Here is a 25,724-nt window from a genome sequence, read left to right as displayed (position 1 = left end):
GCGTCGCCTGATTCGCGGGCACGCCCGCTCCCACAGAGGTCGTGCAAGCCATCAGTGGTGTGAGCCAGATCATGGGCGCTCCAGAAACACGGTGTACTGGCCCAGTGGCACGCGCTGGTCGCGGTCGGCGTACAGTTGCAGTTCGCCACGGCGCAGGTCGCGCACGCCGGTGCGGCGCAGTTGCAGTTGCCAATGACACGGCTGGCCACCCTGGCTCAGCTCACCCTTCACCTGATTGGCAGAAGGCCAGAATTGCTCCACGGCGAATCGGGTTTGCAGTTCACGGGCACACAACAGGCCAAGGCGGTGTTGTTGCAGGTTGTGCTGCACGGCCAGGCGCTGACGCAGGACCTGGCTGGTGATCACCGCCAGCACGGCGGCAATCGCCAGGGCCACAGTCACCTCCAGCAAGGTGAAGCCACGCTGACGGTGCTTCATGGCGCAACCGCCACCTGCAAGCGGCCATCGCGGCCCCACGCCCATTGCTGGCTGCCATCGGCCCAGCGCCAGCGCACACTGCCCGACTGTGCCCAGCCGTGCGGGGTGAACAGCAAGTGGGGCTGCGGGCTGGCGGGCCAGTCCGGGTGCAGGCCCTTGGGCCAGTCGCCAAGCCCGACCGCTTCGGCCACCCAGGCATTGCCCTCACGCCGCACGAACTCCGGCCGTTGGCCATTCCAGCGCAGCCCACGCAGTTGCCCGGCATGCCGGGCCAGCGCCGCCTGGGCCCGGGTTTCGCTGGCCAGGCGTTGCAGGGCCTGATCGACACGCGCCTGGCCGCTGCCGAGCCCGGCCACTGCCAGCCCCGTCATCAGGCCGGCGATGGCCAGCACCACCAGCAACTCGATCAGGCTGAAGCCCCGCTGACGGCTCACCCTTACAGCGCCCAGTTACCCAGGTCGGCATCCTGGCCTTCACCGCCAGGCTGGCCGTCGGCACCCAGCGAATAGATATCGACCCGGCCATGCTCACCGGGCATGCGGTATTGGTACGGGGTGCCCCACGGGTCTTCCGGCAGGCGGCGCACATAGCCGTCACTGCGCCAGGCCCGCGGCAGCGGTTCCTGGCTCGGTTTTTTCACCAGTGCGGCCAGGCCCTGTTCAGTGCTGGGAAAGCGCAGGTTGTCCAGGCGGTACATGTCCAGCGCCTGCTCCAGGGTGGCCAGGTCGGCCATTACCTTCTGCTTCATGGCCTTGTCCTGGTTGCCCAGCACGCTGGGCGCGACCACGGCAATCAGCAGGCCGATGATGAAGATCACCACCATGATTTCCATGAGGGTGAAACCGCGCTGGCGGTTACGTTGATGCTGCATGGCAGTACTCCTTGTATTCACAGTTGCAGGCCCTGGTTGAGTTGCATGATCGGCAGCAACACCGCCAGCACGATGAACAGCACCACGGCGCCCATCACCAGGATCATCAGGGGTTCGAACAGCGCCATGGCGGTATCCACCTGGCGGGCAAAGCCACGCTCCTGGTCGTCGGCCACGCGCTCGAGCATGTCGGCCAAGGTGCCGCTGGCCTCGCCGCTGCCGACCATGTTCACCAGCAGCGGCGGGAATTGCTGGCTGGCATCCAGCGCACGGTGCAGGCTGGTGCCGCCCTGCACTTGCTGGTGCACCTGCTCCATGGCCAGGCGGATACGCCGGTTGCCGACGGTTTCGGTGGCCACTTGCAAGGCTTCGAGCAGGGCCACGCCGCTGCCGCTGAGAATCGCCAGGCTGCGTGCCAGGCGTGCGCTTTCCAGCACCTGTAACAAGCTGCCGATACGCGGCAGGCGCAACAGCAACTGGTCACGGCGCAGGCACCAGTGCGGCTTGCGCAGCAGCCAAGTGCCGAGCCCACCCGTCAATAGCGCCAGCCCCAGCAACCAGGGCCCGGCCTGCACCAGCCCCTGGCTCAGGCCGATCAGCAACGCGGTGATCAGCGGCAGGCTTTGCCCGGCGTGGGCAAACTGTTCGGTGAGCTTGGGCACGACAAAAGTCATCAGGCCGATGACCACGGCAAGCGATACGCCCATCAATACGGTGGGGTAGATCAGCGCTGTACGCGCCTTGTGTTGTTGCCGTTGTACCTGCTCCAGGTGATCGGCCAGCCGGGTCAACACCTGTGCCAGGCGCCCGGAACGTTCGCCGGCCTCGACCAGCGCGCAGTACAAGCCAGTGAACGGCGCCCCCTGGCGCGCCAGGCTACGGGCCAGGCCCAGGCCTTCGGCGAGGGAGCCGCGCAGGGCCACCAGCACACTGTGCAGGGCAGGCTGACGCAGTTGGCGTTCGAGGGTGCCCAAGGCGTCGACCAAGGGGATGCCGGCACCGGTCAATGTGGCCAGCTGACGGGTCAGCTCACACAGCTGGGCCCGGCTCAAACGCTGGCGCCGGGGTTGCCGATTGCCGACCTCCTGGCGCTGCAACTGGCGGGCAAACAGGCCCTGCTCGCGCAGCAACTGGCGCGCATGGCGTTCGCTGTCAGCCTGCAGGCTGGCCTTGCGGGTCTTGCCGGCGAGGTCGACGGCCAGGTAGCGATAAGTCGGCATACCTTAGCCCTGCACCACACGCAGTACTTCGGCCAGGCTGGTCTCGCCACGGGCCAGGCAGTCGCTGGCCATCGCGACCAGGCTCTGCCGGCGTCCGGCCAGATAGTCCTGCATGGCCAGTTCACTGGCGCCGTCATACAGCAAGCCGATCAGCCCGGCATCCAGTTCGATGAATTCGTACAGGCCCAGGCGCCCGACATAGCCGCTGCCCTGGCACTGCTCGCAGCCGACCGCGTGGTAGGTGCTGCCCAGCGCCGTCAGTTCTGGCCACAGGTCACGCTCGGCATTTTGCAGCGGCTGCGCCACGGCGCAACTGCACAAACGCCGCACCAGGCGCTGGGCCAGCACACCGCGCAGGCACGAGGCGATCAAAAACGGCTCGATGCCCATGTCGCGCAAGCGGGTCACCGCACCCACGGCACTGTTGGTGTGCAGGGTGGACAGCACCAGGTGCCCGGTCAGGCTGGCCTGCACGGCGATCTGCGCGGTTTCCTGGTCACGGATTTCGCCGAGCATGATCACGTCCGGGTCTTGGCGCAGGATGGCGCGCAGGCCACTGGCGAAGGTCAGCCCCGCACGCGGGTTGATGGCGGTCTGGCCAATGCCGGCGATGGCGTACTCCACCGGGTCCTCGACGGTGAGGATGTTGCGGCTGCCATCGTTGAGGCTGTTGAGGCTCGCGTACAGGGTGGTGGTTTTGCCCGAACCGGTCGGGCCGGTGGACAGCACGATACCGTTGGGCCGCGCCAGGCAACTGCGCAGGCCCTGCAACACCGCTGGCGGCATGCCCAGGTTGCCCAGCGCCAGCAAGCTGGCCTGCTTGTCGAGCACACGCATGACCACGCGCTCGCCATGAATGCCGGGCAGGGTCGAAACCCGCACATCCACCTCGCGCCCTGCCGCACGCAGGGTAATACGGCCGTCCTGGGGCTGGCGCTTCTCGGCGATATCCAGGCGGGCCATGACCTTGATCCGCGACACCAGCATGGCCGACAGCGCACGCGGCGGGCGCAACACTTCGCGCAGGTGCCCATCCACCCGCAGGCGCACCACCAGGCTTTGCTCGAAAGTTTCTATGTGGATATCCGAGGCGCGCAGGCGCAGGGCCTGGCCGAACAGGCCGTTGATCAGGCGGATCACCGGGGCTTCGTCATCGCTTTCCAGCAGGTCTTCGATCTGTGGCATCTCGCTCATCAGGCTGTCCAGGTCGACCTGGTCGCCAATGCCTTCGATCAGCGTTTCAGTGGCGCCATCGCCAGCCTGGTACAGCTGGCCGAGGCGCTCGTCGAACACGGCAGGTTCCAGGTATTGGAGCATGCAGGGCTGGCCATGTACCCGCAGCAGCTCCTGCACCTGGGCGCTGTCGGCGTCGGGCCGCAGCCACAGCTGCCAGCCCTGTTCCGTCGTGGTCATGGCTACCCCGCTCTGGCGTGCCTGGCGATACGGCAACATCACCAGGCACCGCCTTCGAGGCGTGCGCGGCTGGAGGGGAACACCTGCAACAGCGGCGTGCCCTCTGCAAGGTCCGGCAGTTGCAGCGGCGTGGTCTGCTGCAAGGTGCGGTACTTTTCTTCACTAAGCCCGGCCAGGCTCGGCCCGTCCCGCAGAATGCGCGGGCGGATGAACACCATCAGGTTCTGCTTGGTGTTCTTGCTAGCATCGGAGCGGAACAGCCGGCCCAGGTAAGGGATGTCACCGAGCAGCGGCACGCGCTGGTTGCTGGTGCTCAACTCGTCGCTGATCAGGCCGCCGAGAATGACCAGGCCATTATCCTCGACCATGACCTTGGTCTTGATCTCGCGCTTGTTGGTGATCACGTCGCTGGCCGCGCTGGACTCGGCGATCGACGACACTTCCTGGACAATGTCCAGGCGCACGCTGTTATCGATGTTGATCTGCGGCTTGATGCGCAGTTTTACCCCGACCTCTTTGCGCTCGATGGTCTGGTACGGGTTGGCGTTGTTTTGCGTGACCGAGCCGGTAACGAAGGGCACTTCCTGGCCGACCAGGATCGACGCTTCGGCGTTGTCCAGGGTCAACAGGGTGGGCGTGGACAGCAGGTTGAAGCCGCTCTTGCCCTTCAGTGCATTGACCAGCATGGCAAAGTTGAACCCGCCGCCGAAATGGCCGATGCCCGCCGTGGCGCCGGCAGTCGTGGACAACAGGTCGCCAAGCGCCTCGTTGTCGCCACCGGCAGCAGCCCCGGCAATATTGGCGATATTCACCCCGTTGCTGCCGAAGTTGACGATGCCGGCGCCGAATTTTTCGTCGGCAAACAGCCATTGCACCCCCAGCTCCTGGGCGCTGCTGTCGGACACCTCGGCGATGATGGCCTCCACCACCACCTGGGCACGGCGGATGTCCAGCTGTTCGACGATGCTGCGGTAGGCCGCCAGCTCGCTGTCGGTGCCGACCATGACCACGGCGTTGGTGCCTTCTTCGTACTCCAGGCGAATGCCCGGGCCACCGGCGGTGGCCATCACCGGCTTGTCCTTGCCCTCCCCTTCGCTTGCGCCTTCAGCTGGCGCCATGCCTTCCTGACCAAGCCCGCGCAGCACCTTGACCACTTCACCTGCGTTGGCGTGCCGCAGGTAGATGACTTGGGTACTGCCGCTGCCGGGTGCTTCCTGGGGGCGGTCGAGCTGGCGCAGCAGGCTGGCGATACGGTCCAGGTTGCTGCGCCAGTCGGTCACCACCAACTGGTGCGCCGCCGGGTACGGTGTGATCACCCCGACCCGTGGGTCGATCAGCGGTTTGAGGATGCCCAGCACCTGCTCGCTGGCGGCGTTGCGCACGTTGAATACCCGGGTCGCCACGCTGTCACTGCCTTCACCCTGCTGTCCACCCGCCTCCACCGGCACCGGTTCCAGGCGCGCGGCCTGGTCGGGGACGATCTTCACGCTGCCGTTGGGCAGGTCGACGGTGGCGTAGCCTTGGGCGCGCAACTGCGCCAGGAAGATGTCGTAGATGGCATCGGCGTCGTGCAGGTCGACGGTGCGCACGGTGACCTTGCCCTTGACCCTTGGGTCGACGATGAAGGTGGTGCCGGTGATGCGCGACACGCTGTCGATGAACTCGCCCAGTTCGGTGTCGACGAAGTTCACCTCGTACATCGGCGTGCCGTTTTCATCGAACACCGGCTCTTCGGCGCGGGCCTCTGGCAGGCCTGTGGCCAGGGCCAGGCTCAGCACGGCGGCCACGCAGTATCTAACAGGCATCGTTCATCCTTGCCGCTTGAAGCCGGTCACGGCGGGGCGTGGCGGCCAGGGCAGGCGTTCACGCCGCCCCTGGTTGTTGAAAATCAGGCCATCGGTGTCGATGTCCTGCAGCACGATCCCCGGCGCCAGACGCTGACCGCGGGCCAGGGTGCGCACCTGCTCGCCGTAGCGCAGCACCACCACACTGGAAGACAGTGGCTGCGCCCTGAGGCCGCCGAGGTAGTGCAATGGCAGGCGGGTAATGGCGATGGCGCCGTCGTCGATGGGCGCTTGCCAGTGCCCGACCATCAGCCCTGGCAGCGGGCTTACGGCTGCCGTCGGCGCCATGGCCGGTTGCGGCTGGCGGCTCAGTTGCAGCACGCACTGGGCGGCCAGCCAGCCGGCCAGCGTCAGGCCAGCGCCGGTGAACAAGCGCGAGGCGAGTGTCACGAGGCCAACTGCCGTGGGTGCCAGCCCGGGTGCCCCTGCACGTAACGCACTTCGGGCAGTTGCAGCGGCGCCAGTTGCCAGTCGCTACGCTGCTGGGCAAGCCAGGCTTCGACCCGTTGCCACAGGGGTTCGCCAGCCTGGCTTTCAAACTGCAGGCCGAAGGTGCGGCACAGGCCCTGCACCGGCTCCAGCCCAGTGATGCGCTTGCCTTGCGGGCTATAACTGACCCGCCAGGCCTGGCCCTGCCAGCGTGGCAAATCCTGGCTGTTGTCCAGCAGCAGCGGGTCGCCGAACAGCTGCTCTGCAGCGTTCTCCAGCACTTGCTCCACCTGCCGGGCCGGCGCTTCGACCACCGGCGCCGGGTAGCCACCGGTGAGGCTGATCAGGTGTTCGCGTGTGATCGACGCCCCGGCGGGCAGCGGGTAGTCGTAACGCAGGCCGGGCAGCAGCACGGGCATGCTGCTGTCATCGGCCAAGGCCTGATGCAGCAGACGGTCCCAACTGCCGCCACGGGTATCGCGGCGCCACAAGGCCTGTGGCGCGCGGGCCAGCGGTTGATCGAGCCACGCCGCATGGCCGGCACGTTGCTGGCGCAGTTCTGCCTGCAATGGGCCGACACGCAGCTGCGCGGCAGGGGCCAGTTGTTGTTCAAACGCCGGGAAGAAACGCCCATCGAACTGCCACAGCCCGGCCACGCGCTGGCAGCGCAGGCGGAAGGCTCCGCTGCCCCGGCAACCGGCAAACAGCACCGGTACACGGCGACCACTGGCCTGGGTTACCTCGACGGGCGCCGGCCACAGGTCCTGGCCACGGGCGCACAACAGCACATCGATTTGTGGCAACCGCTCGGCCAGCCACAGGCCGGGGCCGGTGCCGACATCGGCCATGGCCACCACCAGGTCGGCCTCGCGCCGGGCCTGCTCGAACACGGGCTGCAGCGACTGGTACCACAGTTTGAGGGAGGCTTTCTGGTCCTGGGCATAGGGGTCGGTCACGCCGACCACCGCAACCCGGGCGCCGCCGCGCTCGAAGACGTGCAAGGCGTCCAGGCCCAGGGCCTGGCGTTGCCCGTCAGCCAGGCCGGCGCCGAGGGAAACTGCACCCGCCTGGCGATAAAGGCCGGCGCTGCGTTGTGGCCACAGCACACGCTCGTCACTGCTGACCCGCGCTTCGATGCCCAGCAGTTGGCTGCCCTGCACCCCGCTTTCGCCCTGGGTCAGGTAAGCCAGGCCACTGCCGTTCCAGCCCTGGCCATTCTCCAGGGTCAGGCTGTTGCCTGCGCCGGCCTCGCCGCGCAGTTGCTCCAGCAGGGCGGCTAGCACCGCGTAGCCGCCGAGCTGGGCTGCTGTTGCCTGGCTGGCATCTAGCAGCGGTGCCAGTTGCGGGTAGGCAAGGCTGGCGCTGCTGCCAGTCATCCACGGCGCGCGGCCCAAGTGGCTGACCGGCCCCAGGCGGGTCGCTGGCACCACGGCCTGGCCGGGTTGGCGGGCATCGAGCGTATCGGCTACGTACAACAGGTCGAGCCGGGCGTTGCCGCCCTGCTGTCCAGGGAAGGCAGAACAGGCGCCGAGCAGCGGTGCCAATGCCCCGACCCCCATCCAGCCAATCACTTCGCGCCTGTGCACACTGCTCGCCATCGCACCTGCCATCCTTTTCCACATTCATTCCGGGATCCGGATGTTGCGGCGTTGGCATTACAGTTTGATGGCAGAAATCCGACAGCAATTCCAAATTGATCTGTCAGAAGGCCCTCTAAGAGCGAGTCGTTTTAAAAACCCCTTAACATTTCTGCCAATCAATCATCATATTTCCCCCCTAAAGTCGCGGGTTCCTCTAACTCAGCCACTACAAGGACACCCTGATGAGTCGAGATACCGGCGACAACCTGGACCGGAACCAAAGCGGCAATATGCCGATGGCCAACGTCATGGACGCCTACCTGAGCCGCCGCAGCGTGATGCGCGGCAGCCTAGGCGCCGCCATCGCCATGATCGCCGGTACCGGCCTGACAGGCTGCTTCGACGGGGGTGGTTCCGATCACGATGATCCGGTCACCGAGCCACCGGTGACCGAGCCGCCTGTCACCGAGCCGGAAGTGCCGAAACTGGCACTGGGCTTCCAGTCCATCCCGGGCTCGCGCACCGACGCCTGTGTGGTTGCCGCCGGCTACAGCGCCTACGTGCTGGCGCCCTGGGGCACGCCGCTGAACAGCAACGCCAACCCGTGGAAGCCCGACGGCAGCAACACCTCGACCGACCAGGCCAACGCCATGGGCATGCACCATGACGGCATGCACTTCTTCCCCATCAACGGCAGCTCGGAAGACGGCCTGCTTGCGATCAACTTCGAGTACATCGACGCCGCCGCCCTGCACCCGGCCGGCCCGACCACCGATGTCAACGGCAAGCGCCCGGTCGAGGAGGTGCGCAAGGAAATCAATGCCCACGGGGCTGGCGTGGTGCGCCTGCAGAAAGTCAGCGGCCGGTGGCAGGTGGTCGACAACGACCCGCTGAACCGCCGCTTCACCACGGCTTCGCGCATGGAAATCACCGGCCCGCTGCGCGGCACCGACCACGTCAAGACCAAGTACTCCGCCGCCGGTACCCACTGCCGCGGTACCAACAACAACTGCGGCAACGGTTACACCCCGTGGGGCACCTACCTGACCTGTGAAGAGAACTGGCCGGGCATCTTCGTCAACAAGGGAACCCGCCCTGAAGACCAGCGCCGCATTGGCGTGGGCACCTCCAGCGGCCAGTACAAGTGGGAAAGCGCTGCCGGTGACAGCACCGAAGTGGCCGACGAGTTCGCCCGTTTCGACGTCACCGTCAAGGGCGCCAGTGCCACCGACGACTACCGCAACGAAGCCAGCACCTACGGCTACATTGTCGAGATCGACCCGTACAACAGCAGCACCCTGGCCACCAAGCGCACCGCGCTGGGCCGCTTCCGCCACGAGGGCTGCGCCCCAGGCCTGCCAGTCGCCGGCAAGCCGCTGGTGTGGTACATGGGTGACGACTCGAACAACGAGTACCTGTACAAATGGGTGTCCACCGCCGTGTGGGACGCCGCCGACGCCAATCCGGCCGACCGCCTGGCCACCGGCGCCAAGTACCTGGACCAGGGCAAGCTCTATGTGGCGCGCTTCAATGCCGATGGCACCGGCGTATGGCTGCTGCTGGACGTGGCCACTGCCACCACGGGCGGCAGTACCCTGGGTGCGCTGTATGGTGACCTGCCAGGCATCATCCTCAACACACGTGGTGCCGGCGATGCTTTGGGCGCAACACCGATGGACCGCCCGGAATGGACGACGGTCAACCCGCTGAACGGCGACGTGTACCTGACCCTGACCAACAACAGCGCACGCACCCCGGAAAAGGTCGATGCGGCCAACCCGCGTGGCCCTAACCGCCACGGCCACATCATTCGCTGGCATGACAGCGACGACCAGTTGAGCTTTACCTGGGACATCTTCGTGTTCGGCGCAAACGCCGCCGGTACTGCCGACATCAACCGCTCCGGCCTGACCGAACTGAACCAGTTCGCCAGCCCCGACGGCATGAGCTTCGATAGCCGCGGCGTGTTGTGGTTCGAGACCGACAACGGCGAGAGCACCCTCACCGATTACACCAACGACCAGTTGCTGGCGGTGATCCCCACCGACCTGGTGGACGCCACCGGCAAGCAGGTGCCGGTGAACGCACAGAACCAGGTGGACCTGCGCCGCTTCTTCGTTGGGCCGAATGAGTGCGAAGTGACCGGGATTGCGTTTACCCCGGACAACAAGACGCTGTTCGTCAACATTCAGCACCCGGGGAACTGGCCGTATACCGACAAGGCTACCGATGCGACCCCAGCTGGTGCCACCGTTCGGCCGCGGGCTTCGACGGTAGTGATTCAGCGCAATGATGGCGGGGAAATCGGGACTGCCTGATCGACCTGTTTCCGGGGGCCGCTTTGCGGCCCTTTCGCCGGCAAGCCAGCTCCCACAGGGATATCACAGGCCATGAATGCCTTGGTTTCCTGTGGGAGCCAGGGGATACACAGCCTCTGAATATCGAGGTTTCCTGTGGGAGCTGGCTTGCCGGCGAAAGGGCTGCACAGCAGCCCCGGCAATCTCAAGCCCTACCAGGCCATCGGCTCGCGGCTACGTACCCGCACTTGCTGCGCCGGCACCCGGGCATGCCATTGCACCACCCCTAGCGCCTCCACCTGGAATTCGCTGCGCATCACCCGCCCCTCTTCCTCGAACGACAGCTGCAGCAGGAAGTACCCGCTGTTGAGCAGCAAACCCTCGCTCAGCCGTTCAAACGTTTCGTCATCCACCGCCCCCAGCGCCTGGCGCAACGCGGCCGCATCCACGTACCCCGACGCCGGCCGCCCGCTGATGATGCGGCTGAGCAGCGACCGTGAATAGCGCCCTTCGTACAGCGCCTCCAGTAACGGAAGGTGCTCCAGCCCAAGCGCATTGGCGTTCAGGCGCCAGCCGGTGACCTGGGGCAAGGCGCACAGCATCGGGTAACGCGCCTGGCGGGCCGCGTCGGGCTCCAGCAACAGGTTCAGCTCGCTGGCGTCAAGCATCGGCTGGTTGGCGGCCAGGCGCGGCGGTTGCTGGCGCAGGTACTGTGCGCTTTCGGCGCCCTGCAGGCGGGTATCGCTGTCGGCGTCGAGCCAGTCAGCCAGCGCATCGACCAGGCGTTCGGCGGCCATGTCGTCGCCCAGCAGGTAACGCAACTGGTGCTCGGCGCGCTCGCCATCGGCCCCCAGCAGCGCATTGACGTTGAAGCAGGTGTGCTGGTCGCGCACCCGCAGCTGCGCCTGACCGGCGCCAAAATCGTAGTTAAGTGGCTGCCCACGCAAGGCCTGCCAGAACAGCGGGCTAAGCCGCCAGGCGGGGTCGCGCAGGGCCTGCTCGGCATAGGCCAGGCCAGCCTGCTCCATGGCCCGCGCCTGCACCCGCTGGTGCAGCAGGCGCACGTCATCCACCTGGCGCCGGCCATCTTCCACCAACCAGGCCATGCCCGCCGCCAGCATTGCCAGCACCACCATCACCATCAGCAGGGCCGCACCCTGCTGTTGCCTGCCACCCATCCGTGCGTCCCTCGCTTGCGGAATAAAGACGCCAGTCAACACGCGGCGTGTTGCAGGTAGATGGCAATGCCCCATCGTCATGTGCACGTCATCTACACGAGGCAGGATTGCCCTTCCTTTTCATGACCTTACAGGAGTGGTCGCAATGGGTGGCATTGGAATCTGGCAACTGGTGATCGTACTGCTGATCGTATTTCTACTGTTTGGTACCAAGCGCCTCAAGGGCCTGGGCAGCGATGTGGGCGAGGCGATCCAGGGTTTTCGCAAGTCCATGGGCGGCGATGCTGACGCCAACGCACCTGGCCAGGCGCAGGTTCAGCAACAGGCCCCGCTGACCGGCCAGGCCACGCAGCAGCCTCAAGCGGACCGTCAGGCCTGATGTTCGAGGTAGGCTTCAGCGAGTTGCTGCTGGTTGGCGTCGTCGCGCTGCTGGTGCTGGGCCCGGAGCGTCTGCCGGTGGCAGCGCGCACCCTCGGGCGCGGCTTGGGCCAGGCGCGCCGGGCCATGCACGCCTTGCGCACGCAGGTAGAGCGCGAAATCGAGTTGCCAAACCTCGACAGCGCACCGTTGCAGCGCCTGGAACAGGAAATCCGCCAAGGCATCAGCCTGAACACGGCGCCGGCCAATGATGCCGCAACGGTCGCCGCCCCCAAGGAACACGCCTCATGAGTATTGCCATGGACCCGGCGGCCAGCATGCCGCTGACCGAACACCTGCGCGACCTGCGCAAACGCTTGGTGCGTAGCCTGGCACTGGTGGCATTGGTGTTCGCCGGCCTCTTCCCCTTCGCCCAGACGTTGTACACGCTCATATCCGAACCGCTGCGGCGCTTTTTGCCAGAAGGCGCCAGCATGATCGCCACCAGCGTAACCTCGCCGTTTCTGACGCCGTTCAAGCTGACCGCAATGTGCGCACTGTTCCTGGCCATGCCGCTGCTGCTGCACCAGGCCTGGGGTTTTCTGGCGCCGGGGCTGTACCGCCGTGAGCGGCGCATTGCCCTGCCGCTGCTGGTGTCGAGCATCGTGCTGTTCTATGCCGGCATGGCGTTTGCGTTTTTCCTGGTCTTCCCGATGATGTTCGGTTTCTTTGCCAGCGTGACGCCGGACGGCGTGGCGATGATGACCGATATCAGCCAGTACCTGGACTTTATCCTGGCGCTGTTTCTGGCGTTCGGGCTGGCGTTCGAGATCCCGGTGGCGACGTTCATCGTGGTCTGGGTGGGGTTGGCCGATGTGGCCACGTTACGGCGCAGCAGGCCCTATGTGATCGTCGGGTGCTTTGTGGTGGGGATGATCCTGACGCCACCGGATGTGTTTTCGCAGACGATGTTGGCGGTGCCGATGTGGGTGCTGTTCGAGGTGGGGTTGCTGGCTTGTGGAATGTTGAAGCAGCCTGAGCAAGGCAAGGAAATTGTGGCTGGCTGACAGGGCCCTATCGCCGGCAAGCCAGCTCCCACAGGGATATCACAGGATCTGAAAATGCTGATATCCCTGTGGGAGCTGGCTTGCCGGCGATGGCCTTGATGCGGTCTAGAACTCGGCGAGCCGCCAGACCTCATAGGCTGGCGTCTCGTACGGGTGGCTCTGCTTGAGCGCAGCGACGACCTGGGCTATCAGTTCGTCAGCCACCACCAGCTCTACCTTCCACTCCTCCACCACCTCGACCTGGCCTGTTTGCCCGAGGAACGGCTGGCTGCCGTCCAACGGGCGGAACTGGCCCTGGCCCAGGGTTTGCCAGGCGCAGTGGTCATAGTCACCGATGCGCCCGCCACCCGCAGCGAACACGGCGGCTTTGACCACTTCGACGTGGCTGGAGGGGACGAAGAAGGCGAGCTTGTACACGCCTTAGTTCACCCACACCCGCGCGTTGCGGAACATACGCATCAGCGCGGCATCTTCCTGCCACTCATCCGGGCGCCAGGAGTTCTGCACGGCGCGGAACACACGCTCCGGGTGCGGCATCATGATGGTCACGCGGCCGTCACGGCTGGTCAGGCCGGTGATACCACGCGGCGAGCCGTTCGGGTTGGCCGGGTACGCTTCGGTGACCTTGCCGTGGTTGTCGACGTAGCGCAGGGCCACGCAACCGGACAGGTCGGCTTCCAGCAGTGCCGCTTCATTGGCGAACTCGGCATGACCTTCGCCGTGGGCGATGGCGATTGGCATGCGCGAACCGGCCATGCCCTGCAGGAAGATCGAGTTGGACTTCTGCACCTCGACCATGGCCACGCGTGCCTCGAACTGCTCCGAGCGGTTACGCACGAAGTGCGGCCAGTACTCGGTGCCCGGAATCAGCTCGTGCAGGTTGGACATCATCTGGCAACCGTTGCACACGCCCAGGGCGAAGCTGTCGGTACGCTCGAAGAAGGCCTGGAAGGCGTCCCGGGCACGGGCGTTGAACAGCGCCGACTTGGCCCAGCCTTCACCGGCGCCCAGCACGTCACCGTAAGAGAAGCCACCGCAGGCGACCAGGCCCTTGAAGGCCTCGAAGTCGACACGGCCCGCGAGGATGTCGCTCATGTGCACGTCGATGGCGGCAAAACCGGCGCGGTCGAAGGCGGCTGCCATCTCGACCTGGCCGTTGACACCCTGTTCACGCAGGATGGCCACTTGCGGGCGCACGCCCTTCTTGATGTACGGCGCGGCGATGTCGTCGTTGACGTCGAAGCCCAGCTTGACCGACAGGCCCGGGTTGTCTTCCTCGAGCAGCAGGTCGAATTCCTGGTCGGCGCAGTCAGCGTTGTCGCGCAGGCGCTGGATCTGGTAGCTGGTCTCGGCCCACTGACGCTGCAGCATGCGACGGTCGTCGTCGAACAGCACTTCGCCGTTCAGGCTGATGGACACTTCGGCGTTGTTGACCGGCTTGCCGATCACCGCGACGCACTCTTCGCCCAGGCCAGCGGCGCTGAACTGTGCCAGTACGTCCGGGGTGGCATCCTGGCGAACCTGGATGACCGCACCCAGCTCTTCGTTGAAGAGGATGGCCGGGACGTCCTTGCGGTTGTCAGTCAGTGGGTCGAGTTGCAGGTCGAGGCCGCAGTGGCCGGCGAAGGCCATTTCCAGCACGGTGGTGACCAGGCCGCCGTCGGAGCGGTCGTGGTAGGCCAGCAGGTGGCCGTCGGCGTTCAGGCCCTGAATCACGGCGAAGAAGGCCTTGAGGTCTTCGGCGTCGTCGACGTCCGGTGCCTGGGCAGCGATCCTGCCGTAGGTCTGGGCCAGGATCGAGGCGCCCATGCGGTTTTTGCCACGGCCCAGGTCGATCAGGATCAGGTCGGTTTCGCCCTTGTCCATGCGCAGCTCAGGGGTCAGGGTCTTGCGGATGTCGGTGACCGGGGCAAAGCCGGTGATGATCAGCGACATTGGCGAGGTGACGCTCTTCTCGCCGCCCTCATCGCTCCACTTGGTCTTCATCGACATCGAGTCTTTGCCGACCGGAATGGTAATGCCCAGCTCCGGGCACAGCTCCATGCCGACAGCCTTGACGGTGTCGTACAGGCGGGCGTCTTCACCCGGGTGACCAGCGGCGGACATCCAGTTGGCCGACAGTTTGATGTCGGACAGCTTGTCGATGCGCGAAGCCGCCAGGTTGGTCAGGGTTTCGCCGATCGCCATGCGCCCGGACGCCGGGGCATCCAGCAGCGCCAGCGGGGTGCGCTCGCCCATGGCCATGGCTTCACCGGTGTAGACGTCGAAGCTGGTGGCGGTGACGGCGCAGTCGGCGACCGGTACCTGCCACGGGCCGACCATCTGGTCGCGGGCAACCAGGCCGGTGATGGTGCGGTCGCCGATGGTGATCAGGAAGCTCTTGCTGGCCACGGCCGGGTGGTTCAACACGCGCTGCACGGCGTTGTCCAGGTCCAGCTCGCTCGGGTCGAAGTCATCGCCCAGCTCGGCTTCGCGGGTAACCGAACGGTGCATGCGCGGCGGCTTGCCCAGCAGCACGTCCAGCGGCATGTCCACAGGCGTGTTGCCGAAGTGGCTGTCGCTTACGGTCAGGTGCGGCTCTTCGGTTGCTTCACCGACCACGGCAAACGGGCAACGCTCACGCTCGCAGATGGCCTGGAAACGCTCGAAGTCGACCGCGCTGACGGCCAGCACGTAACGCTCTTGCGATTCGTTGCTCCAGATTTCGTGCGGGGCCATGCCCGGCTCGTCATTGGGCACGTTACGCAGCTCGAAGCGGCCACCACGGCCACCGTCGTTGACCAGCTCGGGGAAGGCGTTGGAGATACCGCCGGCGCCCACGTCGTGGATGAAAGCGATCGGGTTGTTGTCGCCCAGCTGCCAGCAGCGGTCGATGACCTCCTGGCAACGGCGCTCCATTTCCGGGTTTTCGCGCTGTACCGAGGCGAAGTCCAGGTCAGCCGAACTGGCACCGGTCGCCACCGACGAAGCGGCGCCGCCGCCCAGGCCGATCAGCATGGCCGGGCCGCCGAGCACGATCAGCTTGGCGCCGACGGTGATCTCGCCCTTCTGCACGTGGTCTTCACGGATGTTGCCCATGCCACCGGCCAGCATGATCGGCTTGTGGTAGCCGCGCACTTCTTCGCCGTGCGGGGTGTTGATGGCCTGCTCGAACGTACGGAAGTAACCGGTCAGGGCCGGGCGACCGAATTCGTTGTTGAACGCCGCGCCACCCAGAGGGCCTTCGATCATGATGTCGAGGGCGTCGACGATACGCTCAGGCTTGCCGTAGGCCTGCTCCCAAGGCTGTTCGAAGCCCGGAATGCGCAGGTTGGACACGGTGAAACCGGTCAGGCCCGCCTTGGGCTTGGCGCCACGGCCGGTAGCACCTTCGTCGCGGATTTCGCCACCGGAGCCGGTGGAGGCGCCGGAGAACGGGGCAATGGCGGTCGGGTGGTTGTGGGTTTCCACCTTCATCAGGATGTGCACCGGCTCCTGCACCGCGCCGTACTGGCGGGTTTCAGGGTTCGGGAAGAAGCGGCCGGCCACGTTACCGACGATGACCGAGGCGTTGTCCTTGTACGCAGACAGCACGCCTTCGCTGTGCATCTGGTAGGTGTTCTTGATCATGCCGAACAGGCTTTTTTCCTGAGCCTGGCCGTCGATGTCCCAACTGGCGTTGAAGATCTTGTGGCGGCAGTGCTCGGAGTTGGCCTGGGCGAACATCATCAGTTCGATGTCGTTCGGGTTGCGTTTGAGCCCCTGGAAGGCAGCGACCAGGTAGTCGATCTCGTCTTCGGCCAGGGCCAGGCCCAGGTCGATGTTGGCCTGGGCCAGGGCATCACGGCCACCGGCCAGGATGTCCACCGAGGTCATCGGTTTGGGCTGGGCGTGGCTGAACAGGTCGGACGCCTGCTCCAGCTGGCCGAGCACGCGCTGGGTCATGCGGTCGTGCAGTTCGGCGGCAATCAGTGCGGCATCAGCGTCGCTCAGGGTGCCGGCCACGTAGTAGGCGATACCGCGCTCCAGGCGCTGAATCGACTGCAGGCCGCAGTTGTGGGCGATGTCGCTGGCCTTGCTGGCCCACGGCGAAATGGTGCCCAGGCGCGGCACGACCAGGAACAGGCGGCCGGTCGGCTCCTGTACCGGCACGCTCGGGCCGTACTTGAGCAGACGGCCCAGCACCTGCTGCTGGTCGGCGGTCAGCTCGCCATCGACATCGGCGAAGTGGGCGAATTCGGCATACAAACCAGTAACAGCGGGGACTTTCTGGCTCAGTTGCTCGAGTAATTTACCGTGGCGAAAGGCAGAAAGGGCAGGAGCGCCGCGCAGGATCAACATCGTCGGGACAGCCTCAGGAAGGGGTGTGCTTAGAGGCCGTGCATTCTAGCCTAATTCGATGGCTTTCGGCACCCGCTCTACGCCACGGCTGCCGGGCGGCGTAACCGGACTTTCGGGTCAAAAAAAACCACCCGCCGCACACAGTCCCTGTAGGAGCGGCCTTGTGTCGCGATGGGCTGCGTAGCAGCCCCCGGCGATTTGTGCCGGCACTCAGATTTTGGGGCCGCTGCGGGCCCCATCGCGACACAAGGCCGCTCCTACAGCCAAGCGGGGACGCTGACATTGCACAGAAAGCGCTACCAGACAAGCTAACCGTTGTCGAGATATGGTTGAACCGGTCCTTTGCGTATACTGCAACCTATGTTCGCCCACACTGCTTTGCGCCAGCGTTGCGCCAAATGGCTTTTCGCAACCGGACTCTTTCTGCTGCTCGGTGCCTGCGTTGAAAAACCCAGCACCCTCGAGCGCGTGAAGGAGGATGGCGTGCTGCGCGTGATCACCCGCAACAGCCCGGCCACCTACTTCCAGGACCGCAACGGCGAAACCGGTTTCGAGTACGAGCTGGTCAAGCATTTCGCCGACGATCTCGGGGTGAAGCTGGAGATCGAGACTGCCGACAACCTCGATGAGCTGTTCGACGACCTCGGCAAGCCCTCCGGCCCGGTGCTGGCAGCCGCCGGCCTGGTCAGCAGCGAGCGGCGCGCGGCCCAGGCCAAATTCTCGCACCCGTACCTGGAAGTCACCCCACAGGTCATCTACCGCAACGGCCGCCCCCGCCCGACCAACGCCAAGGGCCTGGTCGGCAAGAAAATCATGGTGCTCAAAGGCAGCAGCCATGCCGACCTGCTGGCCGAGCTGAAAAAGCAGAACCCTGGCCTGGACTATGAAGAGTCGGATGCCGTGGAGGTGGTCGACCTGTTGCGCATGGTCGACGAAGGCCAGATCGACCTGACCCTGGTCGACTCCAACGAACTGGCGATGAACCAGGTGTACTTCCCCAACGTACGCGTGGCCTTCGACGTGGGCGACACCCGCGACCAGCGCTGGGCAGTGGCAGCGGGCGAAGACAACAGCCTGCTTAACGAAATCAACGAATTTCTCGACAAGGCGCAGAAGAACGGCACCCTGCAACGCCTGAAAGACCGTTATTACGGCCATGTCGACGTATTGGGTTATGTGGGTGCCTACACCTTCGCCCAACACCTGCAACAGCGCCTGCCCAAGTACGAAAAACACTTCAAGAGCTACGCCAAGGTCGAGCAGGTGGACTGGCGCCTGCTGGCCGCCATCGGCTACCAGGAATCGATGTGGCAGCCGGAGGTCACCTCCAAGACCGGTGTTCGCGGCCTGATGATGCTGACCCAGCGCACCGCCCAGGCCATGGGTGTGTCCAACCGGCTGGACCCGAAACAGAGCATCCAGGGTGGTGCCAAGTACTTCATGAAGATCAAGGCAGAGCTGGACGACAGTATCCAGGAGCCGGACCGCACCTGGTTCGCCCTGGCTGCCTACAACGTCGGCAGTGGCCACCTGGAAGACGCCCGAACCCTGGCCAAGCGCGAGAAGCTCAACCCTAACAAGTGGCTGGACGTGAAGAAGATGCTGCCGCGCCTGTCGCAGAAGCAGTGGTATCGGCAGACCAAATACGGTTATGCCCGTGGCGGCGAGCCGGTGCACTTCGTGGCCAACATCCGTCGTTACTACGACATCCTCACCTGGGTGACCCAGCCACAGCTCGAAGGCCAGGTGGCCGAGGGCAACCTGCATGTGCCCGGGGTCAACAAGACCAAGCCGGCGGAACAGTCGCCGCCGATGTAGGCCTGCACCGGCCTCTTCGCGGGCGCGCCCGCTCCCACAGGTACAGCGCAGCCCCAAGGGAGTTGATATTCCTGTGGGAGCGGGCATGCCCGCGAAGAGGCCGGTTCAGGTCAAGCCTTGGCCCGGCGGGCCTTGAAGAAGTCGCTGAGGATCTGCCCGCACTCCTGCGCCAACACCCCGCCCTCCACCATCACCCTGTGGTTGAGGAACCCCTGGCTGAAGAACTGCCCCTGGCTCTGCACAATGCCTGCCTTGGGCTCGAGCGCACCAAATACCACGCGCATCACCCGCGAATGCACGATCAGCCCCGCACACATGCTGCACGGCTCCAGGGTCACATACAGGGTGCTGCCGGGCAGCCGGTAGTTGCTGGCCGACCTGGCTGCAGCCCTGATCGCCACCATCTCGGCATGCGCACTAGGGTCGCTGTCGATGATCGGCCGGTTGAACCCCTGGCCGATCACCTGCCCATGCTGCACCAGCACCGCCCCCACCGGCACTTCGCCAAGGGCCGCGCCCTCGGCCGCCAGCGCCAGCGCCAGGTGCATGAATTCCTGATCACGGCTGCGATCGATGATCTGCGGACGCATCAGACCACCGCGATCGCGGCCATCAGGCCGGTTTCCATATGGTCGATGACGTGGCAATGGAACATCCAGGTACCCGGGTTATCCGCCACCAGCGCTACCTGGGCGCGCTCGTTCTTGCCCAGCAGGTAGGTGTCGGTGAACCACGGGTCCTTGATGTCGTGACGGTTGGAGGCGATCACCTTGAAGCTCATGCCGTGCAGGTGGATGGGGTGCTGGTACTGGGTCATGTTCTTGAGCTCGAAGATGTAGCTCTTGCCCTTTTTTAACGTGGCGATGGGGCGGTCGGCGCAGGTCTTGTCGGTGATATCCCAGGCTTGGCCGTTGATCTGCCACATGCTAGAGGGTTTGTCCGGGTTGGGGGTGACAGAGACGCTGGCCGCCCACTCGAAATTGAAGTTGAGCTTTTCGGCATTCTCCAGGTCCGGCTCGGCGATCGGGTTGGGCGGCAGCGCTGGCGGCCAGTCACCCGCCGCGTCGTTACTGGGCACTGAACGCAGTGTACCCAGGCGCACGAAACCGTCGCGCAGGGAGATCTCCTCACCCGCTTGGGGAATACGGATGGCCAGACAGATGCGCATGCCCGGGCCAAGCCAGTACTCGTCTTCCAAGGGGCGCGGGGTCACCGGGTTGCCGTCCAGGGCATAGATTTTCGCCTCGCAGTTGCCCTTGAGGTTCAGGCGATAGGTCCAGGTGTTGTCCAGGTTCAGCAGGCGCACCCGCACCACTTGGCCGGCCGGCAGCTCGGTAACCGAGTCAGCCTGGCCATTGATGGTGATCAAGCGCCCGGCGGTGCCGTTGCGCGCCGCCTCGCGAGGGATGCTGAAAGGCAGCCAAGCCCCCTGCTCGTCCACATGCCAGTTCTTCAGGCTCAACGTGCGCTCATGCTGGAACCCTGTAGGCTCGCGCTCTTCGACGATCAACGGGCCGACCAGGCCGCGCCCCAACTCTTCGGAACTGCTGACATGCGGGTGGTACCAGTAGCTGCCGGCGTCCGGCACGCGGAACTTGTAGTCGAAGTACTCGCCCGGTTTTACCGGCAGTTGCGACACATAGGGCACTCCGTCCATTTCCAGCGGCAGGCGAATGCCATGCCAGTGGATGGTGGTTTCCACCGGCAGGTGGTTGATGAAGCGTACCCGCAACCAGGTGCCCTGGCGCACGCGCAACTCGGTGCCCGGTGCCGAGGGGCCAAAAGCCCAGGCCTCGGTCTTGAAGCCCGGCACCAGCTCGACGTCCAAGGGCGCGGCGATCAGCTCGTAGTCATGCCCGGCGTTGTCGTCTTCGACCTTGCCCAGCCAGTAACGCGCCGCGCCACCGGCGCCCAGGCCAACCACAACCAGGCCGGTCAGGCCCTTGAGCATTTGTCGACGGGTGAAGGACATCGGTGCGGGTACCTCGTGTTCTGCGCAATCAAGCTGCCAGCAGTGGCTGGCAATGAAGGGCGAATACGATACACCTGCAAATGGGAAAGATTAAGTGAAGTGTTGTTTTGCCTGGGCTGGCCTCTTCGCGGGTGAACCCGCTCCCACAGAGACCACACAGTTTTTGAGGCCTGCGCAGTACTTGTGGTAGCGGGTTTACCCGCGAATGGGCCGGGACAGGCGACAGATACAACAAGGGCGCCTTGCGGCGCCCTTGTGGCTCAACTTATTCCCACTCGATGGTGGCCGGCGGCTTGCTCGACACGTCGTAGGTAACGCGCGAGATGCCTTCGATTTCGTTGATGATACGGCCGCTGACGGTTTCCAGCAGCTCGTATGGCAGGTGTGCCCAACGCGCGGTCATGAAGTCCACGGTCTCGACGGCACGCAGGGCAACAACCCAAGCGTAGCGACGGCCGTCGCCAACAACACCCACCGATTTGACCGGCTGGAACACCACGAACGCCTGGCTGGTCTTGTGGTACCAGTCGGCCTTGCGCAGTTCTTCGATGAAGATGTGGTCGGCGCGACGCAGGATATCGGCGTATTCCTTCTTCACTTCACCCAGGATGCGCACGCCCAGGCCCGGGCCCGGGAACGGGTGGCGGTAGACCATGTCGTACGGCAGGCCCAGTTCCAGGCCGATCTTGCGCACTTCGTCCTTGAACAGTTCACGCAGCGGCTCGACCAGCTTGAGGTTCATTTCCTCCGGCAGGCCACCCACGTTGTGGTGCGACTTGATCACGTGGGCCTTGCCGCTCTTGGCGCCAGCCGACTCGATCACGTCCGGGTAGATGGTGCCTTGGGCAAGGAACTGGATGTTATCCAGCTTGCTGGCTTCGGCATCGAAGATGTCGATGAAGGTGCGGCCGATGATCTTGCGCTTCTTCTCCGGGTCGGCTTCGCCTTCCAGGTTGTCGAGGAACTGCTTTTCAGCGTCGGCGCGGATCACCTTGACGCCCATGTTCTCTTTGAACATGGCCATCACCTGGTCGCCTTCGTGCAGGCGCAGCAGGCCGTTGTCGACAAAGACGCACGTCAGCTGGTCGCCGATGGCGCGGTGCAGCAGTGCGGCAACCACCGAGCTGTCAACGCCGCCAGACAGGCCCAGCAGGACGTTGGCCGAACCGACTTGCGCACGCACCTGGGCGATGGCGTCTTCAACGATGTTGGAGGCGGTCCACAGGGCCTCACAGCCGCAGATATCCTGCACGAAGCGGGACAGGATGCGACCACCCTGCTTGGTGTGGGTCACTTCCGGGTGGAACTGCACGCCATAGTAGCCGCGCGTATCGTCGAACATGCCGGCGATCGGGCAGCTCGGGGTGCTGGCCAGTACATGGAAGTTGCCCGGCATCTGGGTGACCTTGTCACCGTGGCTCATCCACACATCCAGGCCCAGCACGCCGTCGGCGTCAACATGATCTTCGATGCCGTCAAGCAGGCGGCTCTTGCCTACCACGTCTACGCGGGCATAACCGAACTCACGCAGCTCGGAGCCTTCGACCTTGCCGCCCATCTGTTCGGCCATGGTCTGCATGCCGTAGCAGATGCCCAGCACCGGTACGTTCAGGTCGAACACGGCCTGCGGGGCACGGGGGCTGTTGGCTTCGTGGACCGACTCGGGGCCGCCAGCGAGGATGATGCCGCGCGGGTTGAATTCGCGGATCGCTTCATCGTCCATGTCGAACGGGTGCAGTTCGCAGTACACGCCGATTTCGCGCACGCGGCGGGCAATCAGCTGGGTGTACTGGGAACCGAAATCGAGGATCAGGATGCGGTGAGCGTGAATGTCGAGGGCCATGACTCAATCTCGTCAGTGGAAATCGGAAACGACGCGGGGCTGTCGTGACAGCCCCGCATCCTTATATTGCTGGAAGCCTCAGCCTACGCGGTAGTTAGGGGCTTCTTTGGTGATTTGCACATCATGCACGTGGGACTCGGCCATGCCGGCACCGGTGATGCGTACAAATTCCGGCTTGGTGCGCATCTCTTCGATGGTTGCGCTGCCGGTGTAGCCCATGGACGAACGCAGGCCGCCCATCAGCTGGTGGATGATCGCGGCCAGGGCGCCCTTGTAAGGCACGCGGCCTTCGATCCCCTCAGGAACAAGCTTCTCGGCGCCGGCCGAGGAGTCCTGGAAGTAACGGTCGGACGAGCCTTGCGCCTGTGCCATGGCACCCAGCGAGCCCATGCCGCGGTAGGCCTTGTAGGAGCGGCCCTGGAACAGTTCGACTTCGCCTGGGGCCTCTTCGGTACCGGCAAACATCGAACCCATCATCACGCAGGACGCACCGGCAACGATGGCCTTGGACAGGTCACCGGAGAAGCGGATACCGCCGTCGGCGATCAGTGGCACGCCAGTGCCTTCCAGTGCGGCGGCGACGTTGGCGATGGCGCTGATTTGCGGCACGCCGACACCGGCAACGATACGGGTGGTGCAGATGGAGCCCGGGCCGATACCGACCTTGACGGCGTCAGCACCAGCTTCGGCCAAAGCCTTGGCTGCGGCGCCGGTGGCGATGTTGCCGCCGATCACCTGCACTTGCGGGTAGGTTTCTTTAACCCAGCGAACGCGGTCGATCACGCCTTTGGAGTGACCGTGGGCAGTGTCGACAACCACCACGTCAACGCCAGCGGCAACCAGGGCGGCAACGCGCTCGCCGGTGTCCTTGCCGGTGCCGACCGCAGCGCCAACGCGCAGGCGACCTTGGTCGTCCTTGCTGGCCAGCGGGTAGGCCTTGGCTTTTTCGATGTCCTTGACGGTCATCATGCCCTTGAGGTTGAACTTGTCGTCGACGATCAGGACTTTTTCCAGGCGGTGCTTGTGCAGCAGCTCGCGGACTTCGTTCTTGTCGGCGCCTTCGCGGACGGTGACCAGACGCTCTTTGGGGGTCATCACGTCGCGGACCTTGGCGTCCAGGCGGGTTTCGAAGCGTACGTCACGGGAGGTGACGATACCGACCAGGTCGCCGTTCGCCAGCACCGGAACACCAGAGATGTTGTTCAGGCGGGTCAGGTCGAACAGGTCACGCACGGTGGCGTCGGCTTCGATGGTGATCGGGTCCTTGACCACGCCAGCCTCGAACTTCTTGACCTTGCGCACTTCGCCGGCCTGCTGTTCGATGGTCATGTTCTTGTGGATGATGCCGATGCCGCCTTCCTGGGCCATGGCAATGGCCAGACGTGCTTCGGTCACGGTATCCATGGCGGCGGAAACCAGCGGAATGTTCAGCTCGATGCCACGGGTCAAACGGGTCTTGAGACTGACTTCATTGGGCAGTACCTCGGAGTAGCCAGGTACAAGGAGGATATCGTCGAAGGTCAGGGCTTCTTGGCTGATACGCAGCATCGCGGGGGCTCCCGGGCGGGAAAAATGGAAGCGCGCCATTATACTCATGCAGGGCGCGCCGCTCAATGCAAAATAAGGGCCTTCGGTCAGCCTTGTGGCACTTTTACCTGCACCACGGCCACCGGCTGGTCGAGCCAGTCGGCAAAGCTGTCGAGAAAGGCCTGGGTGAACCCGGCCTCGCCCCAGTTGTTGAAGATGAACCCCAGGTTGGAAAAGGCACATGGCTGCAGGTAAATGAAGCCATTGATGTCATCTTCAAAGCCGCACAGCGGGCAGGTGAAGTTGTCGGTCACCGCTGGCGTCCACTCTTCCAGGCTTTCGAACAGCGGCTCGCCAACCTCGCGCCGGCACTCCGGGCAACCGGCTTCTTCGAGAAAACCTTCGGTGGGGGTATAGATGCAGCGCTTGAGCACCACCTCCATGCCGTTGACCTGCTGGTCGAAAGGCAGTTTTTCCGGATGTAGGGCCACCTTGCGCGCCCCTGCGGCCAGGGCATGGCCCATGCGGTTGCCGGTGCGGCCACAGGTAGTCAGCTGTTCTTCGACGACCTTCTCGCGTACCAGCCAGCGCAGGATGGCGCGAGCGCGGGCTTCATGCGCCGGGACGGTGGACAGCTTGGGAACGATGATGCTCTGGGTGTTCATGAACGGGACAAGCCTGAAAAACGCCGGTAATGGCGCAATTCTACCGCTCAGGCGCTCAGGTAGCGACCGATCAACGCCAGGCCGCTGGCCAGCACCAGCCAGGTGACCAGGCGAACAAAGGCCTCACGCGACAGCCGGTTGGTCAGCCGGCGCCCCACCCAGAGGCCGGCGAACATGACCGGCAGCAAGCAGGCGGCGAGCAACAGCAGGCTTTGGTCGGCATACACACCGGCGATCAGGAACAGCGTCAGGCGTACGACCGTGCTGCAGCTGATCAGCGCGCTCTGGGTGGCGCGTACCTGTTCCTTCACTTCCAGCCGTGCGCTCAGGTAAAGGGCATAAAGAAACCCGCCGCTGCCGAACAAAGCCCCGAACAACCCGCCTGCCGTACCCATCGGCAACGCCCACAAGCCCGACAGGCTGGCCGGCCGCACTTTCACTGCCAGCCCGTACAACGCATAGGCGGTCACGAACACGCCCATCAACAGCAGCAAAAGGTCGGACTTCAGCTGCAGCAGGAACACCACGCCCAAGGTGCAGCCCAAGGCCATGAACGGTAACAGCCGCAGCAACTCGCTGCGCACCACATCCCGGCGCGACGGCAGCAGGTTGCCGAATGCGGCAACGAAGTCCAGCAGCACCAGTAGCGGGATGATGCGCGACAACGGCATGAAATGTATCAGTACCGGCCCGGCCACCAGCGCGGTACCGAAACCGGCAATGCCGAAAACGATGTAGGCAACACCGACACCCAGCAGGATGGGCAGCCAGTCGAGGCCGGAAAAGGAGAGTTGGGCGAGCATGGCAACAATTCCTGGGAAGACAGGCCAAGGTTAGCCAGCGATGAGCCATGCCGACTAATATGCCTTTATCGCTAAAGCCATC

General features: G+C 64.7%; 22 protein-coding genes. 5 read left to right on the top strand and 17 right to left on the bottom strand.

What is annotated here, in order from left to right; all coding sequences use genetic code 11:
- Positions 1-69: 69 nt before the first annotated feature.
- From JOY50_RS11595 to JOY50_RS11560, 8 genes are read right to left on the bottom strand one after another with little or no spacing between them, the layout of a single operon-like run.
- Positions 70-438, bottom strand: coding sequence for a type II secretion system protein GspI (locus JOY50_RS11595; RefSeq protein WP_243055196.1), 369 nt, complete (start codon positions 436-438; stop codon positions 70-72).
- A complete protein-coding gene (gspH, locus tag JOY50_RS11590) occupies positions 435-872 on the bottom strand; it encodes a type II secretion system minor pseudopilin GspH (RefSeq protein ID WP_132843818.1) in 438 nt (145 codons plus the stop codon). Before gspH ends, JOY50_RS11595 begins: the two co-directional genes overlap by 4 nt.
- 2 nt (positions 873-874) lie before the next feature.
- Positions 875-1,309, bottom strand: a complete 435-nt coding sequence (gene gspG, locus JOY50_RS11585; protein ID WP_132843820.1) for a type II secretion system major pseudopilin GspG — start codon at positions 1,307-1,309, stop codon at positions 875-877.
- Positions 1,310-1,326: 17 nt separating this feature from the next.
- Positions 1,327-2,529 (bottom strand): type II secretion system inner membrane protein GspF, encoded by a 1,203-nt coding sequence (gspF, locus tag JOY50_RS11580; protein ID WP_243055195.1) that lies wholly within the window; start codon positions 2,527-2,529, stop codon positions 1,327-1,329.
- Between the two features lie 3 nt (positions 2,530-2,532).
- Positions 2,533-3,981: a GspE/PulE family protein gene (locus JOY50_RS11575; protein ID WP_243055205.1), complete on the bottom strand. Its 1,449-nt coding sequence runs from the start codon at positions 3,979-3,981 to the stop codon at positions 2,533-2,535.
- Entirely contained in the window at positions 3,981-5,747 is a 1,767-nt protein-coding gene (gspD, locus tag JOY50_RS11570; RefSeq protein WP_192902549.1) for a type II secretion system secretin GspD, read from the bottom strand. The genes JOY50_RS11575 and gspD overlap by 1 nt, the downstream gene beginning before the upstream one ends.
- 3 nt (positions 5,748-5,750) lie before the next feature.
- Positions 5,751-6,176, bottom strand: coding sequence for a pilus assembly protein PilZ (locus JOY50_RS11565; protein ID WP_132843828.1), 426 nt, complete (start codon positions 6,174-6,176; stop codon positions 5,751-5,753).
- Positions 6,173-7,813: a lipoprotein UxpA gene (locus tag JOY50_RS11560; RefSeq protein ID WP_132843832.1), complete on the bottom strand. Its 1,641-nt coding sequence runs from the start codon at positions 7,811-7,813 to the stop codon at positions 6,173-6,175. Before JOY50_RS11560 ends, JOY50_RS11565 begins: the two co-directional genes overlap by 4 nt.
- 224 nt (positions 7,814-8,037) lie before the next feature.
- Between JOY50_RS11560 and JOY50_RS11555 the strand changes: the two genes are divergently transcribed.
- Positions 8,038-10,113 (top strand): PhoX family phosphatase, encoded by a 2,076-nt coding sequence (locus JOY50_RS11555; protein ID WP_138737512.1) that lies wholly within the window; start codon positions 8,038-8,040, stop codon positions 10,111-10,113.
- Between the two features lie 191 nt (positions 10,114-10,304).
- Here JOY50_RS11555 and gspK read toward each other — a convergent pair whose 3' ends face one another.
- A complete protein-coding gene (gene gspK, locus JOY50_RS11550) occupies positions 10,305-11,270 on the bottom strand; it encodes a type II secretion system minor pseudopilin GspK (RefSeq protein ID WP_138737511.1) in 966 nt (321 codons plus the stop codon).
- A gap of 145 nt (positions 11,271-11,415) precedes the next feature.
- On the opposite strand from gspK, the gene tatA reads away from it, so the two are divergent.
- Genes tatA through tatC form a run of 3 tightly spaced genes read left to right on the top strand, consistent with a single transcriptional unit; the run spans position 11,416 to position 12,694 of the window.
- Positions 11,416-11,649: a twin-arginine translocase TatA/TatE family subunit gene (gene tatA, locus JOY50_RS11545; RefSeq protein WP_016501257.1), complete on the top strand. Its 234-nt coding sequence runs from the start codon at positions 11,416-11,418 to the stop codon at positions 11,647-11,649.
- On the top strand, positions 11,649-11,939 hold the full coding sequence (tatB, locus tag JOY50_RS11540; protein WP_132843841.1) for a Sec-independent protein translocase protein TatB: 291 nt from the start codon (positions 11,649-11,651) through the stop codon (positions 11,937-11,939). Before tatA ends, tatB begins: the two co-directional genes overlap by 1 nt.
- The gene (gene tatC, locus JOY50_RS11535) at positions 11,936-12,694 is read left to right on the top strand and encodes a twin-arginine translocase subunit TatC (protein ID WP_138737510.1); all 759 of its coding nucleotides are present in this window, start codon (positions 11,936-11,938) and stop codon (positions 12,692-12,694) included. The genes tatB and tatC overlap by 4 nt, the downstream gene beginning before the upstream one ends.
- 105 nt (positions 12,695-12,799) lie before the next feature.
- On the opposite strand, the gene JOY50_RS11530 is transcribed toward tatC, so the two are convergent.
- On the bottom strand, positions 12,800-13,111 hold the full coding sequence (locus JOY50_RS11530; protein WP_138737509.1) for an NGG1p interacting factor NIF3: 312 nt from the start codon (positions 13,109-13,111) through the stop codon (positions 12,800-12,802).
- A gap of 3 nt (positions 13,112-13,114) precedes the next feature.
- Positions 13,115-17,014 carry a phosphoribosylformylglycinamidine synthase gene (gene purL, locus JOY50_RS11525; protein WP_243055194.1) on the bottom strand — a complete coding sequence of 1,300 codons (3,900 nt, stop codon included), beginning with the start codon at positions 17,012-17,014 and terminating at the stop codon, positions 13,115-13,117.
- Between the two features lie 360 nt (positions 17,015-17,374).
- Here purL and mltF point away from each other — a divergent pair, with 360 nt between their 5' ends.
- Positions 17,375-18,832 carry a membrane-bound lytic murein transglycosylase MltF gene (mltF, locus tag JOY50_RS11520; RefSeq protein WP_019470322.1) on the top strand — a complete coding sequence of 486 codons (1,458 nt, stop codon included), beginning with the start codon at positions 17,375-17,377 and terminating at the stop codon, positions 18,830-18,832.
- 110 nt (positions 18,833-18,942) lie between these two features.
- On the opposite strand, the gene tadA is transcribed toward mltF, so the two are convergent.
- From tadA to JOY50_RS11490, 6 genes are all read right to left on the bottom strand, one after another.
- Positions 18,943-19,422, bottom strand: a complete 480-nt coding sequence (gene tadA, locus JOY50_RS11515; protein ID WP_132843850.1) for a tRNA adenosine(34) deaminase TadA — start codon at positions 19,420-19,422, stop codon at positions 18,943-18,945.
- A complete protein-coding gene (locus JOY50_RS11510) occupies positions 19,422-20,804 on the bottom strand; it encodes a multicopper oxidase family protein (RefSeq protein WP_243055193.1) in 1,383 nt (460 codons plus the stop codon). The genes tadA and JOY50_RS11510 overlap by 1 nt, the downstream gene beginning before the upstream one ends.
- A 265-nt stretch (positions 20,805-21,069) precedes the next feature.
- Positions 21,070-22,647, bottom strand: a complete 1,578-nt coding sequence (guaA, locus tag JOY50_RS11505; RefSeq protein WP_016501266.1) for a glutamine-hydrolyzing GMP synthase — start codon at positions 22,645-22,647, stop codon at positions 21,070-21,072.
- A gap of 78 nt (positions 22,648-22,725) precedes the next feature.
- A complete protein-coding gene (guaB, locus tag JOY50_RS11500; protein ID WP_012270723.1) occupies positions 22,726-24,195 on the bottom strand; it encodes an IMP dehydrogenase in 1,470 nt (489 codons plus the stop codon).
- Between the two features lie 86 nt (positions 24,196-24,281).
- Positions 24,282-24,839 (bottom strand): sugar ABC transporter ATPase, encoded by a 558-nt coding sequence (locus tag JOY50_RS11495; RefSeq protein WP_132843856.1) that lies wholly within the window; start codon positions 24,837-24,839, stop codon positions 24,282-24,284.
- A 47-nt stretch (positions 24,840-24,886) separates the two neighbouring features.
- Positions 24,887-25,642, bottom strand: a complete 756-nt coding sequence (locus JOY50_RS11490) for a sulfite exporter TauE/SafE family protein (protein ID WP_132843859.1) — start codon at positions 25,640-25,642, stop codon at positions 24,887-24,889.
- Between the last annotated feature and the right edge of the window lie 82 nt (positions 25,643-25,724).

The sequence above is a fragment of the Pseudomonas sp. BP01 genome (assembly GCF_022760795.1).
In the GTDB taxonomy this organism is placed as follows: Bacteria; Pseudomonadota; Gammaproteobacteria; order Pseudomonadales; family Pseudomonadaceae; genus Aquipseudomonas; species Aquipseudomonas putida_Q.
This window is presented reverse-complemented; position numbering and strand designations above follow the sequence as displayed.